We start from the raw sequence: 15,198 nt of genomic DNA on the forward strand, positions 1-15,198 counted from the left end.
AAACAACAATGAGCCTGAATATTTCACGATGTCAAGCAACCCGGTATCCTGGACGACATGGCCACACCACCGAATACCCGCCGCCCCGACGAGCTGACCATGGAGGTCGTCGAGCTGATCGGGGACGTCGTGGCCCGCTTCTACGCGGACTACGAGGAGGCGGCGGCCGCTCACGCGCTGACCGGCCCCCAGGCACGCCTGCTCAGCCTGCTGTCGCTGGAGCCGCTGCCGATGCGCAAGCTCGCGCACAAGCTGAAGTGCGAGCCGTCGAACGTGACCGGGATAGTCGACCGGCTGGAGTCCCGGGGCCTGGCGGAGCGCCGCCCCGACCCCACGGACCGCCGGGTGAAGCTGGCCGCCGCCACCGACGAGGGCCGCAGGGTCGCCCGGGACCTGCGCGAGGGCCTGCGCTTCGCGCGTGAGCCCCTCGCCGGGCTCTCCGCCGAGGAGCGGCGGACCCTGCGGGACCTGCTGCGGCGGATGCTGGACGCCTGAGACTTAGTAAAGTCTCCGCCATGCGCGATCTCGGGGTGGGTTTCGGTTATCTCGTGGCGGGCCAGCGCTGGGTCGCCCGGCACGGCCGCCAGTACGGCTTCGGTCTGCTGCCGGGCCTGATCACGCTGGTCCTCTACGCGGCGGCGCTGATCGTGCTCGCCGTGTGGGGCGAGGACGGGGTCGCCTGGGCCACCCCGTTCGCGGACGACTGGGGGAGCCCCTGGCAGGGCCTCTTCCGCGGCTTCCTGACGGCCGTCCTGTTCGCCCTGGGTCTGCTGCTGGCCGTCCTCACCTTCACGGCCCTCACCCTGCTGATCGGCCAGCCCTTCTACGACAGCCTGTCGGAGAAGGTCGACGAGGACGTCTCGCCCGACGGCACGGCGCCCGAGTCGGGCCTCCCGCTCTGGCGCGAGCTGTGGATCTCGGCCCGGGACAGCCTGCGGATCCTGGTCCGGGCCCTGCTGTGGGGCGTGCTGCTCTTCGCCGCCGGCTTCCTGCCCCTCGTCGGCCAGACGGTCGTCCCGGTGATCGGCTTCTTCGTCACCGGGTTCTTCCTCACCGAGGAACTGACCGCCATCGCCCTCCAGCGCCGCGGTGTGGACCTGCGCGCCCGACTCACTCTGCTGCGCTCCCGCAAGACCTTGGTCTGGGGCTTCGGCACCCCGCTCGGCCTGTCCTTCCTGCTCCCGTTCGTCGCGGTCTTCCTGATGCCGGGCGCGGTGGCCGGCGCCACCCTCCTGGCCCGCGACCTCCTGGGCGAGGAAAGCGCCGGCCCCGCCCCCGCCGAGACGACCGAACCGATCGCGTCCTGAACCCCTTCCGCCCTGTGGCCGCGCGGGTCGCCGGGCGATACTGCCGGTCGTGAAGACAGCGAAGGCCGTGAATCTCGTGGTGCTCTTCCTCCTGGAACTGGCGGTCCTCGGCGCCGTTCTGTACTGGGGGATCACCCGCGGCGACACGGTCGGCTTCCTCGTCGGCGTCCTCGGGATGGGCCTGCTCGCCGAGCTGTGGGGGCTGTTCGCGTCGCCGAGGGCGCGGTTCAAGCTCCAGGGCACGGCCCGCCTCGTCTTCGAACTGCTCTGGTTCGGCGCGGGGGTCGCGGCGCTCTGCGCCGCCGGGGCCCCCGCCTGGGCGGCCGTCCTCGCCCTGGTGTGCGTGGCGAGCAAGTGCCTGGCCCGCGCCCGGCCGGCGTGACGCGGCGGACGCGTGGCCGTTTGTGAAGGGTTCGTACGGGATCGCTGTGCGGGGTGCTCTCGCGGGCCCCTGGGCGGTCGCGGCGATTAACGTCAGGACCGGGACAAGTCCCCCGTGGGCAGCCCCGGGCCGGAAACCTGACCTCCGGACCGGGGCTCGTCCCTTGTCTCAGCGCGCCGAGAACCCGTACACCGTCTCGGACCTGAACGTCTCGCCCGGCCGGAGCACGGTGCCCGGGAAGTCGGGGTGGTTGGGGGAGTCGGGGAAGTGCTGGGTCTCCAGGGCGACCCCCTCGCCGGGGGCGAAGGGCGCGGCCAGGTGGTCGGCGGTGTAGAACTGGAGCCCGGGCTCGGTCGTGGCCACCGTGAGCACCCGCCCGGACACCGGGTCGTGCAGCTCGGCCACCTCCTCGGCGGCGTCCGTCAGCCCCTTGTCCAGCACGAAGTTGTGGTCGTAGCCGGACCCGACCTCGCGGACCGCGCGGAAGTCGAAGCGGGAGCCGGTCACGTCCCGCAGGGCCCCGGTGGGGATCAGGTCCGCGTCCACGGGGGTGAACCGGGAGGCGGCGAGCCGCAGTTCGTGACCGCCCGTGGGACCGGAACCGCCCAGGTTCCAGTACGAGTGGTTGGTGAGGTTGAGGACGGTGGGCGCGTCCGTCACGGCCTCGTAGGCGATCCGCAGCGACCCGGCGTCGTCCAGCGTGTACGTCACGGACACCTCCAGCCGGCCCGGGAAGCCCTCCTCGCCGTCCGGGCTCACCCGGCGCAGCCGGACGCCGTCCCCGGCCGGCTCCGCCTCCCACACCCGCTTGTCGAACCCGCGCTCCCCGCCGTGCAGACAGTTGGGCCCGTCGTTCACCGGCAGCGCGTACGCACGGCCGTCCAGCGTGAAGCGCCCGCCCGCGATCCGGTTGGCGTACCGCCCCACCAGGGCGCCGAGATAGGGCTCCGGATGCTCCAGATAGCCCTCCACCCCGGGGAATCCCAGCACCACGCCCGCCGTACGCCCGTCCCGGTCGGGAACCTCGACCGACTGCACGATCCCGCCGTACGACAGCACCCGCACCCGCACCCCGGCCCGCTCCAGCGTCCAGCGGTGCACCGGTGTGCCGTCGGGAAGTGTGCAGAAAAGTTCGCTCATGTGGGAAACCCTAGTCAGGGTCTTCGCGCGGTGACAGTGCGGTACGCGATCTCGGCAAGCCGTGCCTGCCCGTCGCGGCTCGGGTGGAACCAGTCCCAGCGGCTGAGCTGGCCGGTGCCGAAGCGGAAGTCGAACACCGCGTTCCCGTCGAAGCGGCAGCGGCGGTCCTTGGCGCACACGGCCCGCAGCGCCTCGTTGTAGTCCTCCACCCGCCGCTGCACCTCCTCCCGGCGCTCCGTGGCCACGCCGGTCAGGTCGTCGGCCTCGGCCAGCATCGACGGGCAGATGCCCAGCTTCCACACCTGCTTGCCCAGCGGGTTCGTCCGGCCCTGGGACCACAGCCGCAGCAGGTTCGGCACGCTCGCCACGTACACCTGCGTCCTGGGCAACGCCGTACGCAGCTTGGCCAGCGACGCCTCGAAGTCCGCCCGGAAGTCCTTCACCGGGGTCATCGCCGACACCGACGCCCGGCAGGCGTCGTTCGCGCCGATCATCACCGTCACCAGCTCGGGCCGCCCGGCGATCGCGCCGGCCATCTGCCGCGGCAGGTCTGACATCCGCGCGCCGGTCACCGCGTAGTTGCGGCTGCGCTCCGCCGCTCCCCGCACCCCCAGCAGCCGCACCGCCAGGCTGTCGACCCCGGCGTCGCTGCCCGTCGCCCACGACACCTCGGGGCAGTCGGAGAGCACGGCGCACGCGTCGAAGCCGCGGGTGATGGAGTCGCCGACCGCGGCGATCGAGTCCGGGCTGCGGTCCCACACCGGTGCCGGCCGGGCCGGGGGCCGGGAGGCGGGCGCGCCGGAGTCCTTCTTGCCCTCGGCGCCGCCGCCCCCGAAGGCGTCACACCCCGTCAGGGTCAGGACGGCCGCCGTCAGGACGGCGACGGCGCCCCGCGCCCGGTGGCCTGGCTCGCGCATCTTGGCTGCTCCCCTCGCTCGGCGGTGCGGTGCTCCCTCTCATGACAACGCGCGAGGGTTCCCGGACCGGGGACCCGGGAACGCCGCACCCCCGTACAAGCGTCCCCCTGGGTGAATGGCACGGGTTTCCTGGCACCGGGACCGACGGTACGTCACACTCCTTGCCCCGCCGCAGGGTAGCCTCGCCATCAACGCGGCCGTCGCGCCTGGCCGCCCCGCCAGTCCGCAAGATGTCCCGCTCTGCCCGGAGGTTCCGGTGACGACACGTGGAGTTCTGTACGTGCACTCCGCGCCGCGCGCGCTGTGCCCGCACGTCGAGTGGGCCGTCGCCGGGGTGCTCGGCACGCGCGTCAGCCTCGACTGGATCCGGCAGCCCGCGGCGCCCGGCACCTGGCGCTCGGAGTTCTCCTGGCAGGGCGAGGCCGGTACCGCCTCCAAGCTCGCCTCCGCCCTGCGCGGCTGGCACCTGCTGCGCTTCGAGGTCACCGCCGAACCCTGTGCCACCGCCGAGGGCGAGCGCTACAGCTGCACCCCCGACCTCGGCATCTTCCACGCGGTCACCGGCATCCACGGCGACATCCTCATCCCCGAGGACCGGCTGCGCGCCGCGCTGACGCGTTCCCAGCGCGAGGAGACCGACCTGGAGGCGGAGATCGCCAAGCTCCTCGGAAAGCCCTGGGACGACGAACTCGAGCCGTTCCGCTACGCGGGTGAGGGAGCACCGGTGCGCTGGCTGCACCAGGTGGTCTGAGTCCTCCCGGACCGGCGCGGGACCCCTTCGACAAGCGGCCCGACACGCGGAGGAACCCGCGGGACACACGAAAGAGCCCCCACCGGCCGGTGGGGGCTCCTCACGTGTGCGCTCAGACGGTCCGGAAGGCCAGGACCACGTTGTGCCCGCCGAAGCCGAACGAGTCGTTCAGCACGGCGATCCGCCCCTCGGGCAGCTCGCGGGCCTCACCGGTCACCACGTCCGCGTTGACCTCGGGGTCGAGGTTCGACACGTTGATGGTCGGCGGAGCCGTACGGTTCACCAGCGCCAGGATCGACGCCACGGTCTCGATACCGCCCGCGCCGCCGAGCAGGTGACCCGTCATCGACTTGGTGGCGGAGATCGCCATGTGGTCGACGTCGTCGCCGAACACCTTCCGCAGCGCCTTGATCTCGGCGACGTCGCCCTGAGGCGTCGAGGTGGCGTGCGCGTTCACGTGCACGATCTCGGCCGGCTTCAGGTCCGTGTTGTCGAGCAGGTTCTGCAGCGCGTGCGCGATGCCGTTGCCGGACGGCTCGGGCTGCGTGATGTGGTGGCTGTCGGCGGAGATGCCCTGGCCGACCGCCTCGACGTAGATCCGGGCGCCGCGGGCCTTCGCGTGCTCCTCGGACTCCAGGATGATCACACCGGCGCCCTCGCCGAGCACGAAGCCGTCGCGGCCCGCGTCGTAGGGACGCGACGCGCCCTCGGGGTCGTCGTTGTTCTTGGACATCGCCATCATGTTGCCGAAGGCGGCGATGGGAAGCGGGTGGATGGCGGCCTCGGTACCACCGGCCACGACCACGTCCGCACGCCCGGTGCGGATCATCTCGATCGCGTACCCGATGGCCTCCGCGCCGGAGGCGCAGGCCGACACGGGGGTGTGCACACCGGCACGGGCACCCAGCTCGATACCGACGTTGGCCGCCGGGGAGTTGGGCATCAGCATCGGCACGGTGTGCGGGGAGACGCGGCGTACGCCCTTCTCCTTGAGCACGTCGTACTGGTCCAGGAGCGTCGTCACGCCACCGATGCCGGAGGCGATGACCGCACCGAGACGATCGGGGTTGACGGACGCGTCCTCACCGGCCTTGGCGGTGAAACCGGCGTCCTTCCAGGCCTCCTGAGCGGCGATCAGCGCGAACTGCGCGGACCGGTCCAGCTTGCGGGCCTGCGGGCGGGGGATGATCTCGCCGGGCTCGACGGCGATCTGGGCGGCGATGCGGACCGGCAGCTGGGCCGCCCACTCCTGCTCGAGCGGGCCGACACCGGACTTGCCGGCGACCAGGGCCTCCCAGAACGAGGCTGCGTCGCCACCCAGCGGTGTGGTTGCGCCGATACCGGTGACGACCACGGTGCGATTGGTCGGGCTCACGGGAATTCTTTCTCCAACGGAAAACGGGATTCGACGGCGCCACCGCCGGGTGGCGGGGCCTAGCAGCCTGACGGCCTAAGGAGTGACTCAGGCCTGGTGCTTGAGGATGTAGTTGGTGGCGTCACCAACGGTCTTGAGGTTCTTGACGTCCTCGTCCGGGATCTTCACGTCGAAGCGCTCCTCGGCGGCGACGACGACCTCGACCATGGACAGCGAGTCGACGTCCAGGTCGTCGGTGAAGGACTTGTCCAGCTGGACGTCCTCGGTGGGGATCCCGGCGATCTCGTTCACGATCTCGGCGAGACCGGCGACGATCTCTTCCTGAGTGGCGGCCATGTCAGGCGCTCCTTCTTCGATAATCCAGACGGTTTGTGGCAGTTTGCACCGAGCCGGAAGCGAGATCCGGCACGGAGTGCCTAGGGGAGGGTAACGACCGTGGCGGCGTAGACGAGACCCGCCCCGAATCCGATGACGAGCGCGGTGTCGCCGCTCTTCGCCTCCCCGGTCGCCAGGAGCCGCTCCATCGCGAGCGGGATCGAGGCGGCCGAGGTGTTGCCGGTGGTGCGGATGTCACGGGCGACCGTGACGTGCTCCGGCAGCTTCAGCGTCTTCACCATCGAGTCGATGATCCGCACGTTGGCCTGGTGCGGAATGAAGACGTCCAGGTCGTCCGGGCTGATCCCGGCCGCGTCCAGCGCCTGCTGGGCGACCTTCGCCATCTCGAACACGGCCCAGCGGAACACCGCCTGGCCCTCCTGCGTGATCGCGGGGAACTTGACGTTGCCCTCGCTGTCCAGGGGCAGTTCGGCGAGGTCGCCGACCCGGAAACGGTCCCAGGAGACCGTCTGCTTGATGGTGCCGGACTTGTCGCCCTCGGAGCCCCACACGGTCGGGCCGATGGCCGGCTCCTGCGAGGGGCCGATGACGACCGCGCCGGCGCCGTCGCCGAACAGGAAGGCCGTGGCCCGGTCCTCCAGGTCGGTGAGGTCGCTGAGCCGCTCCACACCGATGACGAGCACGTACTCGGCGGAACCTTCCACCACCATGCCCTTGGCGAGGGTCAGGCCGTAGCCGAAGCCCGCGCAGCCGGCCGAGATGTCGAAGGCGGCGGCCTTGTTCGTGCCGAGCTTGTCGGCGATCTCGGTGGCCACGGCCGGGGTCTGGCTGAAGTGCGAGACGGTCGAGACGACCACGGCGCCGATCTGCTCGGCGTCGATGCCGGAGTCGGCGATCGCCTTGCCGGCCGCCTCGACGGACATCGCGGCGACCGTCTCCTCGGGGCCCGCCCAGTGCCGGGTCTCGATGCCGGAGCGCGAACGGATCCACTCGTCGGACGAGTCGATCCTCTCCAGGATCACCTCGTTGGGCACCACACGGGTCGGCCGGTAACCGCCGACGCCGAGGATGCGCGCGTACGGGGCGCCCTTACTGGGCTTGATCTTCGACATGGGTGTTGGGCTCCTTGTCAGGCGCTCGCCGCGTCAGCGGCAGGTGTCGCAGTCTCGGCGATGAGCGCGCGGGCCGCGTCGAGGTCGTCGGGGGTCTTCAGGGCGAGCGTGCGCACACCGGGCAGCGCGCGCTTGGCCAGACCGGTCAGCGTGCCGCCGGGGCACACCTCGATGAGGGCGGTGACGCCCAGCTCCTTGAACGTCTCCATGCACAGGTCCCAGCGCACCGGGTTGGCGACCTGGCCGACCAGCCGGTCCAGCACCTCGGCGCCGGAGGCGACCTGGCGGCCGTCCTTGTTGGAGACGTAGGGGACCTTCGGGTCGGCGGGCGCCAGCCGTGCCGCGGCCTCGGCCAGCGCCTCGACGGCGGGGGCCATGTGGCGCGTGTGGAAGGCGCCGGCCACCTTCAGCGGGACGACCTTGCGGACACCCTCGGGCTTGTCCTCGGCCAGCGCGGCGAGCTGCTCCAGCGTGCCCGCGGCGACGATCTGGCCCGCGCCGTTGATGTTCGCCGGCGTCAGGCCCAGCTTCTCCAGGTGCGCGACGGAGGTCTCGGGGTCACCGCCGAGCAGCGCCGACATACCCGTCTCGGTGATCGCGGCGGCCTCGGCCATCGCGAGCCCACGACGGCGGACGAGGCCGAGCGCCGCGATGTCGTCGAGGACGCCCGCGAAAGCGGCGGCGGTGATCTCGCCCACGCTGTGGCCGGCGACCGCGCCGGGCGCGATCTCCGGCATGTCACCCAGTGCCATGGCGGACAGGATCCCAGCGGCGACCAGCAGCGGCTGGGCCACCGCGGTGTCGCGGATGGCGTCGGCGTCGGCCTGGGTGCCGTAGTGGACCAGGTCGAGGCCGATGGCGTCCGACCACGCGGCGACGCGGTCCGCGGCACCGGGGAGTTCGAGCCAGGGGGTCAGGAAGCCGGGCGTCTGGGCGCCCTGGCCGGGAGCGACGAGTACGAGCACTCTCACACTCTCTCTTGGAGACGGCCGAAGCCGCCCGTGGGGACAGGGACGAAGAACACGTAGGGGTTTTGTGGGCCCCCCACAAAACCCTAGGCCTGGGGTTCACCGTCGGCCAGACGCCCCAGGATCAGCGCGATCCGCAGCGTGAACGCGGATCGTACATCCGAGGGGGACCATCCGGTGACGTCTGTCACACGTCGGAGCCGGTAGCGCACGGTGTTCGGGTGAACGAACAGCATCCTCGCCGCGCCCTCCAGGCTGCTCGCCTGCTCCAGGTAGACACTCAAGGTCTCCAGGAGTGCCGACCCCGCCTCCTCCAGTGGTCTGTAGATCTCCTCCACCAACTGCTCGCGCGCGCCCGGATCACCCGCGATGGCCCGCTCCGGCAGAAGATCGTCCGCCAGCACCGGCCGCGGCGCGTCCTGCCAGGCGAAACACGCCTTCAGCCCCGCCGCCGCGGCCTGCGCGGACCGGGTGGCGGCCAGCAGGTCGGGCACGACGGGCCCGGCGACGACCGGACCGGCGGCGTACGGCCCGATCAGCGACTTGGCGACGGCGAGCGGATTGGGGCTGCCCCCGGCGATCACCACCAGCCGGTCCCCGAGCACTCCCGTGAGCACCTGCAGCTTGGCGTGGCGCGCGGCCCGCCGTATGGCCTCGACGGTCAGCTCGCTGTCCCCGTCGGGCGCGGTGCCGAGCACGACGCACACATGGTCCGGCGAGTTCCAGCCGAGCGCGGCGGCCCGGCTGACGGCGCCCTCGTCGGCCTCCCCGCTGAGCACGGCGTTGACCACCAGCGACTCCAGCCGCGCGTCCCAGGCACCGCGCGCCTCGGCGGCCTGGGCGTACACCTGGGCGGTGGCGAACGCGATCTCCCGGGCGTACACGAGCAGCGCCTCGCGCAGCACGCTCTCGTCCCCGGGGGCCGCCACCTCGTCGATGGCGGACTCCATCACCTCGATGGTGGTCCGCACCATCTCCACGGTCTGCCGCAGCGTGATGGCCCTGGTCAGCTCGCGGGGCGCCGTCCCGAAGACGTCCGTGGAGATGGCCTGCGGCGCGTCCGGGTGCCGGAACCACTCGGTGAACGCGGCGATGCCCGCCTGCGCCACGAGCCCGATCCAGGAACGGTTCTCCGGCGGCATGGCCCGGTACCACGGCAGGGTCTCGTCCATGCGGGCGATGGCCTGCGCGGCGAGACTCCCGGAGGACTTCTCCAGCCGCTTCAGAGTCGCGGAGTGCTGGTGGACGGCGTGCGCTGCGGGTTCGCCGCTACGGATTTCGGGTTCGGGCACGGGGACAAGACTGCCTTATCGGGACGGGACCATGCGTCGGCGGGGTGCTGTGCGCGGTCTACGGTGGTGCCTGTGATGGACGTACGGCGCGCCGGCGAGCGCTACCGCGGAGGGGATCCGCAGGCGGGGATCGAATCCCGCCACGCCTTCTCCTTCGGCCCGCACTACGACCCCGGCAACCTGCGCTTCGGCGCGGTGATCGCCTGCAACGAGGAGCGGCTCGCCCCCGGCGCCGGCTTCGACGAGCACCCGCACAGCCACACCGAGATCGTGACGTGGGTGGCCGAGGGGGAACTGACCCACCGTGACTCCACGGGCCACGAGACGAAGGTACGCCCCGGCGACGTCCAGCACCTCGCCGCGGCGGCGGGCGTCCGCCACGTGGAACGCAACGAGGCGGACACCCCGCTGACCTTCGTCCAGATGTGGCTGGCCCCGCTGGAGCCGGGCGGCGACCCGTCCTACGAGATCATCCCCGGCATCGCCGACTCCACCCCCTACGCCCTCCCGGCCGCCGGCGCGATGCTCCACGTCCGCCGCCTGACGGCGGGGGAGCGCACGGCGGTACCGGACGCGCCCCAGGTGTACGTCCACGTGGTCCGGGGCGAGATCACGCTGGCGGAGGAGGCGCTGGGCGAGGGGGACTCGGCCCGCATCACGGACGCCGAGGGGCTGGACGCCGTGGCGGTGACGTCGGCGGAACTGCTGATGTGGGAGATGACCGCCGGTTGAACGGGCATGGCGGCGCCCTTGCGTGCCGGCCCGGTCCCGGCGGGCCTCAGCCCCGCAGCTCCGCCAGCACCGCGTCCGTGAACACCGGCCACGCCTCGACCGCCCAGGGCCCGAAGGCGCGGTCGGTGAGGGCCACGCAGGCCGCCTCCGCGTCCGGGTCGACCCACAGGAACGTACCGGACTGCCCGAAGTGCCCGAACGTCCGCGGCGAGGACGAAGACCCCGTCCAGTGCGGCGACTTGGAGTCCCGGATCTCGAACCCCAGCCCCCAGTCGTTCGGGTTCTGGTGCCCGTACCCCGGCAGGACGCCCTTCGTGCCCGGGTACTGCACCGTCATCGCCTCCGCGACGGTACGCGGATCCAGCAGCCGCGGCGCCTGGATCTCGGCGGCGAAAAGCAGCAGGTCCCCGACCGTGGACACCCCGTCCTTCGCCGGGGAGCCGTCCAGGGTCGTCGACGTCATGCCCAGCGGCTCCAGCACCGCCTGCCGCAGATATTCGCCGAACGGGATCTCCGTCGCCTTGGCGACATGGTCGCCGAGCTGCTCGAACCCCGCGTTGGAGTACAGCCGCCGCTCCCCGGCGGGAGCCATCACCCGGTGCTCGTCGAAGGCCAGCCCGGAGGTGTGCGCGAGCAGATGGCGGACGGTGGCGCCGGGCGGGCCGGCCGGCTCGTCCAGCTCGATCGCGCCCTCCTCGTAGGCGACGAGCACGGCGTACGCCGCCAGCGGCTTGGTGACCGAGGCGAGGGGGAACCGCTGCCCGTCCGGGCCGTGGGTGCCCACGACCGTGCCGTCCGCGCGGACCACGCCCGCCGCGGCGGTGGGGACGGGCCAGTTCTCGATCGACGCCAGGCTGTTCAACGACATGGGGCCGAGCCTATGCGCTCAGAGCCACAGCTCCAGCAACGGGTCGGGCTTGGGCCGGAAGCCCAGCGAGGTGTACAGCGGCGCGCCCTCGGTGGACGTGGTGAGCTGCACCCGGTCGGCGCCGCGCTCGCGGAACCAGCCGAGGAGCGTGTCCATGCACGCGCGCGCGTACCCGCGCCGGCGGGCGTCCGGGTCGGTGGCGACGCTGAAGACGTACCCGACGGTGCCGAGCGGGTTGGCCGCCCGGCCGATCCGGTAGTCGAGCGTGCCCGCCACCAGCGCGGCGAGCGTCCCCGGCCGCTCCGGATGGTCCACGATGAAGGCCACGAAGTCCCCCTCCGGCTCCGCGAGCCTCGCCCGCAGGGTGGGGAGGGACTCGGTGTGCCAGTCGGTGGACCGGTCGGCGTGGGCCATGGAGTCGATCATGACCTGGCGCAGCCGCAGCACTTCCGCGGCGTCCTCGGGCTCGGCCCGGCGTACGAGAGTCATGCCGCGCACGCTAATCACCGGCCCCGGGAGCCGTCTCTCCCTTTTCTCACCGGAGTCGCTTGCCTGGAGTGCACTCGAAGGCCATAGCGTTGGGGCATGACGGTGATGCAGACCACGCCAGCGGCCGCCGAACAAGCCACCCCCGCCGACATCTGCTCCGCCCCGCCCCGGCCCCACCCCCGCCCCGAAGGCCAGGACCGCTACACGATCAGCGAGGTCGTCGCCTTCACCGGTCTGACCGCGCACACGCTGCGCTGGTACGAGCGGATCGGCCTGATGCCGCACGTCGACCGTTCGCACACCGGTCAGCGCCGCTACAGCAACCGGGACCTGGACTGGCTGGAGTTCGTGAACAAGCTCCGGCTGACCGGCATGCCGGTGGCCGACATGGTCCGGTACGCGGAGCTGGTGCGGGAGGGCGAGAGCACCTACGCCGAGCGCCAGGAACTGCTCGAGTCGACCCGCCGGGACGTCCTGGCCCGGATCGCGGAACTGCACGACACCCTGGCGGTACTGGACCGGAAGATCAGCTTCTACGCCACGGAGCGCTGACCCGCCGGCCGCGCGGGACCGCTACAGCTCGGCCAGCAGCTCGGCCTTCTTCGAGGAGAACTCCTCGTCGGTGACCAGGCCCGCCCGGTGCAGTTCCCCGAGGTGCCGGATGCGCTCGGCGATGTCGGCCGGGTCCCGCCGGGACGGGGCCGGCGCCACCGGTACCGGCCCCCGGGTCCGCAGCGCCGCGAGGACGGCGGCGGCGAACGGCAGGGACTCGTGCACCGGCCCGTAGCCGAGACCGAAGACGACGGCCGCGGGATCCTGGTCGGGCTGCGCGGGAGGGGTGGAGCCGTTCTCGCGGGGTACCAGGCGCAGATGCCCCTCGAAGACCTCCGGCGAGCGCCACTCCACTCCGCTGAGGTCGGCGACCGGCCAACTCTGGTCCCCGGCCTTCCACTTCGCCGAGGACGCACCCGTCCAGGACCAGCGGAACTGCACGGAGGTCCCGTCGAAGGACGCCTTCCCGTCGTACGCCTTGAAGTGCAGCGGGGCCTCGGGGGCGGCCACCAGGCAGCGCTCGGCGGGCTCCGGCCCGGACTCGGTCAGCAGCGGTCTCAGCTCGTCGGCGTAGTACTCGGCGAGGGTCGCCCGCTCGGCCGGCAGCACCAGCCGGTACGGGTCGGAGCCCTCCCGCAGCTGCCCGGCCGCCGCGTCCATCAGCGGATCGGCGCCGGGGCGCGGCCGCAGCCGCAGGACGACGGAGCCGCGCTTGCCGGGCGTGAGGGTCACCTCCTCGACCGCGGCCAGCGGAATGCGCCGCTCGCCCAGCGCCTGGAACAGTCTGGGTGTCCGAATCCCCCGTTCGTAACGGATGAGCACGGAGTCGGACTCGAACTCCCAGACGGCATGAAAACCCGCCAGTACGTCACCCATGCGGTTCATCGTATGCGGCACGTGCTCCTCCGTCGCCACCCGCGCAGACCGCACTTCCTGCTGTTTCTACGCGCGTCCGGCCGTCGTCGTGCGGGGCAGATCCGCCCGGCAGGCATCGTCTTCGCGTGCGCACGTCACCGCGTCGTACGCGCCGACGCCGACGTGCGCGAGGTTGCGCAGGCTGTCCGTGCCCGGCTGGAAGTAGCCGCTGTGGCCCTGCGCGTCATGGGCCGACAGGACCCGCGCGCCGAACGCCGAGGACACCGGGTCGGCGCCGTGGCCCAGCCCGCCGAGTTCCAGATACGGCACGTCCTGCACCCAGTCGCTGGCGTCCCGCATCGCCCACACCCGGGCCGAGGTGCCCAGGCGGGAGGCGCTCGCGGCGCGCATGCCGGGGCTCGCGGCCACCGCCAGGTCGGACACCCGGTCCGGCATGCCCTGCGCGGCGACCCCGCAGACCACCGAGCCGTAGCTGTGGCAGAACATCGACACCGGCGCCCGGCCGGGCAGGCCGCGCAGCAGCGCGTTCAGCCGGACGGCACCCTCCTCGGCGCGCAGTCCGGTGGCCGCGTCCACGCCGAGTCCGTCCGGTGCGGTGTAGTCGGCCCAGGCGATCACGGCCGTGCGCGTCGAGGGGCGTTCCGCCCGCTCGGCCGCGTACAGGGCCTTGGCCATCCCGACCGGGGCGCTGTACCTGCGGTACGTCCGCTGGAAGGTGAGTAGGTCGGTGTCGACACCGGGGACGACGACGGAGATCCGGTCGGCCTTGGTGAGGCTGCCGAACACCTCCGCGACCCGGCCCGAGCCCGCGGGGTCGAAGGCGAGGATGTGCCGGCCGGGACGCATCAGCGCCTCGTAGCGCTCCATCCGCTGGCCCGCGTCCTGCTGTCCGGCCCTGCTGATCCGGCTGTCGTGCATGCGCTCGCGCTCGACCTCACGCGCCTGGCCCAGCGCGATGCGGTTGGCGCGGTAGCGCAGCTTGGCGGGGGCGCCGTTCATGTTGCCGACCGCCAGGGAGTAGCGGTGGGCCAGCCGGTCGCGCTCGTGCGACGTGAGCGAGGCGAAGAACCGGGTGAGGCGCGCGGGGGCCGCCTCGGGGTCCGGCAGGTGCAGGCCGCGCAGCGTGCCGTGCTCCCACTTGTCGAGTGAGTGCTGCAGCGCGGTCGGCTCCCGGTGGGTGCGCATGGCGGTCCAGCCGGTGGTCGCGAGCATCACGAACACCACGGACAGCGCGAGCATGGCGCGCCAGACGTTGAGGGGCGGGGAGGTGTCGAAGGAAGTCACTGGGAGGACACACTAGGAGAACGGGAGGGTCTCGGGGTAACCGAGTGATGGGTATCACGTTTCGGTAAAGGTCGAACGCTCCCGCGACGTCCTCAGACGTTCCGCCAGTTCCCGGTGAGCGCCGAGCCCAACTGGTCCAGATACGACGCCGTCAGACGCCTCATCGCCTCCAGACTGAAGTCGTCACCCGTGCACCACTGCCGTTCGGTGACCCTTATCACCCCGCCGAACACGGCCACGGCCAGCCGTGGCCGCGGATCCGTCTCCACGTCGACGCCCTCCCGCGCGGCGAGCAGTCGCGCGATCGTCTCCTCGGTGGTCACGGAGCGCCGCAGATGGGCGGCGAGCAGCGCGGGCGTCGACTCGATGGTCCGGTACATGCGCAGGTACAGCTCCACCGGAACGGCCGAGTCGACCGTCTCGCGTATCGCCTCCCAGCCCTCCAGGATCGCCTGCCGCAGCGCCTCCATCGGCGCCTCGTGGGCCGGCCGCGCCCGTACGGCCTCCACGAACAGTGCCTCCGTCATGTCCTGCACCGCGAAGGCCACCTCCTCCTTGCCGGCGAAGTAGCGGAAGAAGGTGCGCTGCGAGACGTCGACGGCCTCGGCGATCTCGTCGACGGTGGTGCGCTCGTAGCCCTGTGTGGTGAAAAGTTCGAGAGCGGCCCGTAGCAGCGCCTCCCGAGTACGCCGCTTCTTGCGGTCGCGCAGCGTCTCCATTGGCCTCTCCCGTGAAATGTCCTTCCAGCTCAGGCTATGCGCTGGTGTCGTGTCAGTTACCGACTTGTGAATTGGTTTGTCAACTGTCAGCGACTGAC

General features: G+C 71.8%; 18 protein-coding genes. 6 read left to right on the plus strand and 12 right to left on the minus strand.

All coding sequences use genetic code 11. The features are described 5' to 3' along the window. Positions 1-57 precede the first annotated feature (57 nt). The 3 genes from AB0924_RS07900 to AB0924_RS07910 are packed head-to-tail and all read left to right on the plus strand — an operon-like array spanning position 58 to position 1,689. The gene (locus AB0924_RS07900) at positions 58-495 is read left to right on the plus strand and encodes a MarR family transcriptional regulator (protein ID WP_358927212.1); all 438 of its coding nucleotides are present in this window, start codon (positions 58-60) and stop codon (positions 493-495) included. A 20-nt stretch (positions 496-515) separates the two neighbouring features. Continuing rightward, positions 516-1,307, plus strand: coding sequence for an EI24 domain-containing protein (locus AB0924_RS07905; RefSeq protein ID WP_358927211.1), 792 nt, complete (start codon positions 516-518; stop codon positions 1,305-1,307). 49 nt (positions 1,308-1,356) lie between these two features. Then, a complete protein-coding gene (locus AB0924_RS07910) occupies positions 1,357-1,689 on the plus strand; it encodes a YrdB family protein (protein ID WP_358927210.1) in 333 nt (110 codons plus the stop codon). Positions 1,690-1,857: 168 nt separating this feature from the next. On the opposite strand, the gene AB0924_RS07915 is transcribed toward AB0924_RS07910, so the two are convergent. Both AB0924_RS07915 and AB0924_RS07920 read right to left on the minus strand, forming a co-directional pair. Beyond that, a complete protein-coding gene (locus AB0924_RS07915) occupies positions 1,858-2,829 on the minus strand; it encodes an aldose epimerase family protein (RefSeq protein ID WP_358927209.1) in 972 nt (323 codons plus the stop codon). Positions 2,830-2,843: 14 nt separating this feature from the next. Then, positions 2,844-3,746, minus strand: coding sequence for an SGNH/GDSL hydrolase family protein (locus AB0924_RS07920; protein ID WP_358927208.1), 903 nt, complete (start codon positions 3,744-3,746; stop codon positions 2,844-2,846). Positions 3,747-4,002: 256 nt separating this feature from the next. On the opposite strand from AB0924_RS07920, the gene AB0924_RS07925 reads away from it, so the two are divergent. After that, the gene (locus tag AB0924_RS07925; protein ID WP_351659796.1) at positions 4,003-4,497 is read left to right on the plus strand and encodes a DUF3145 domain-containing protein; all 495 of its coding nucleotides are present in this window, start codon (positions 4,003-4,005) and stop codon (positions 4,495-4,497) included. A 112-nt stretch (positions 4,498-4,609) separates the two neighbouring features. Here the strand turns inward: AB0924_RS07925 and fabF are convergent, their stop codons facing one another. From fabF to AB0924_RS07950, 5 genes are all read right to left on the minus strand, one after another. Further along, entirely contained in the window at positions 4,610-5,872 is a 1,263-nt protein-coding gene (gene fabF, locus AB0924_RS07930; protein ID WP_358927207.1) for a beta-ketoacyl-ACP synthase II, read from the minus strand. Positions 5,873-5,959: 87 nt separating this feature from the next. After that, entirely contained in the window at positions 5,960-6,208 is a 249-nt protein-coding gene (locus tag AB0924_RS07935; RefSeq protein WP_133921367.1) for an acyl carrier protein, read from the minus strand. 80 nt (positions 6,209-6,288) lie between these two features. Then, positions 6,289-7,320, minus strand: coding sequence for a ketoacyl-ACP synthase III (locus AB0924_RS07940; protein WP_358927206.1), 1,032 nt, complete (start codon positions 7,318-7,320; stop codon positions 6,289-6,291). A 17-nt stretch (positions 7,321-7,337) separates the two neighbouring features. Beyond that, on the minus strand, positions 7,338-8,285 hold the full coding sequence (locus AB0924_RS07945; protein WP_366910939.1) for an ACP S-malonyltransferase: 948 nt from the start codon (positions 8,283-8,285) through the stop codon (positions 7,338-7,340). Positions 8,286-8,374: 89 nt separating this feature from the next. Then, positions 8,375-9,580, minus strand: a complete 1,206-nt coding sequence (locus AB0924_RS07950) for a helix-turn-helix domain-containing protein (RefSeq protein WP_358927204.1) — start codon at positions 9,578-9,580, stop codon at positions 8,375-8,377. A gap of 75 nt (positions 9,581-9,655) precedes the next feature. On the opposite strand from AB0924_RS07950, the gene AB0924_RS07955 reads away from it, so the two are divergent. Beyond that, positions 9,656-10,312 (plus strand): pirin family protein, encoded by a 657-nt coding sequence (locus AB0924_RS07955; RefSeq protein WP_358927203.1) that lies wholly within the window; start codon positions 9,656-9,658, stop codon positions 10,310-10,312. 46 nt (positions 10,313-10,358) lie between these two features. On the opposite strand, the gene AB0924_RS07960 is transcribed toward AB0924_RS07955, so the two are convergent. Together AB0924_RS07960 and AB0924_RS07965 are read right to left on the minus strand one after the other, a co-directional pair. Beyond that, positions 10,359-11,180, minus strand: coding sequence for a serine hydrolase domain-containing protein (locus AB0924_RS07960; protein WP_358927202.1), 822 nt, complete (start codon positions 11,178-11,180; stop codon positions 10,359-10,361). A gap of 18 nt (positions 11,181-11,198) precedes the next feature. Then, the gene (locus AB0924_RS07965; protein ID WP_366910940.1) at positions 11,199-11,669 is read right to left on the minus strand and encodes a GNAT family N-acetyltransferase; all 471 of its coding nucleotides are present in this window, start codon (positions 11,667-11,669) and stop codon (positions 11,199-11,201) included. Positions 11,670-11,765: 96 nt separating this feature from the next. On the opposite strand from AB0924_RS07965, the gene AB0924_RS07970 reads away from it, so the two are divergent. Beyond that, on the plus strand, positions 11,766-12,221 hold the full coding sequence (locus AB0924_RS07970; protein WP_366910941.1) for a MerR family transcriptional regulator: 456 nt from the start codon (positions 11,766-11,768) through the stop codon (positions 12,219-12,221). Between the two features lie 21 nt (positions 12,222-12,242). Here AB0924_RS07970 and AB0924_RS07975 read toward each other — a convergent pair whose 3' ends face one another. From AB0924_RS07975 to AB0924_RS07985, 3 genes are all read right to left on the minus strand, one after another. Further along, positions 12,243-13,097 carry a DUF4429 domain-containing protein gene (locus AB0924_RS07975; RefSeq protein ID WP_358927199.1) on the minus strand — a complete coding sequence of 285 codons (855 nt, stop codon included), beginning with the start codon at positions 13,095-13,097 and terminating at the stop codon, positions 12,243-12,245. 66 nt (positions 13,098-13,163) lie between these two features. Beyond that, the gene (locus tag AB0924_RS07980; protein WP_366910942.1) at positions 13,164-14,381 is read right to left on the minus strand and encodes an alpha/beta hydrolase; all 1,218 of its coding nucleotides are present in this window, start codon (positions 14,379-14,381) and stop codon (positions 13,164-13,166) included. A gap of 92 nt (positions 14,382-14,473) precedes the next feature. After that, the gene (locus AB0924_RS07985) at positions 14,474-15,100 is read right to left on the minus strand and encodes a TetR family transcriptional regulator (RefSeq protein ID WP_358927197.1); all 627 of its coding nucleotides are present in this window, start codon (positions 15,098-15,100) and stop codon (positions 14,474-14,476) included. Between the last annotated feature and the right edge of the window lie 98 nt (positions 15,101-15,198).

The sequence above is a fragment of the Streptomyces sp. NPDC047869 genome, assembly GCF_040704065.1.
GTDB lineage: Bacteria > Actinomycetota > Actinomycetes > Streptomycetales > Streptomycetaceae > Streptomyces.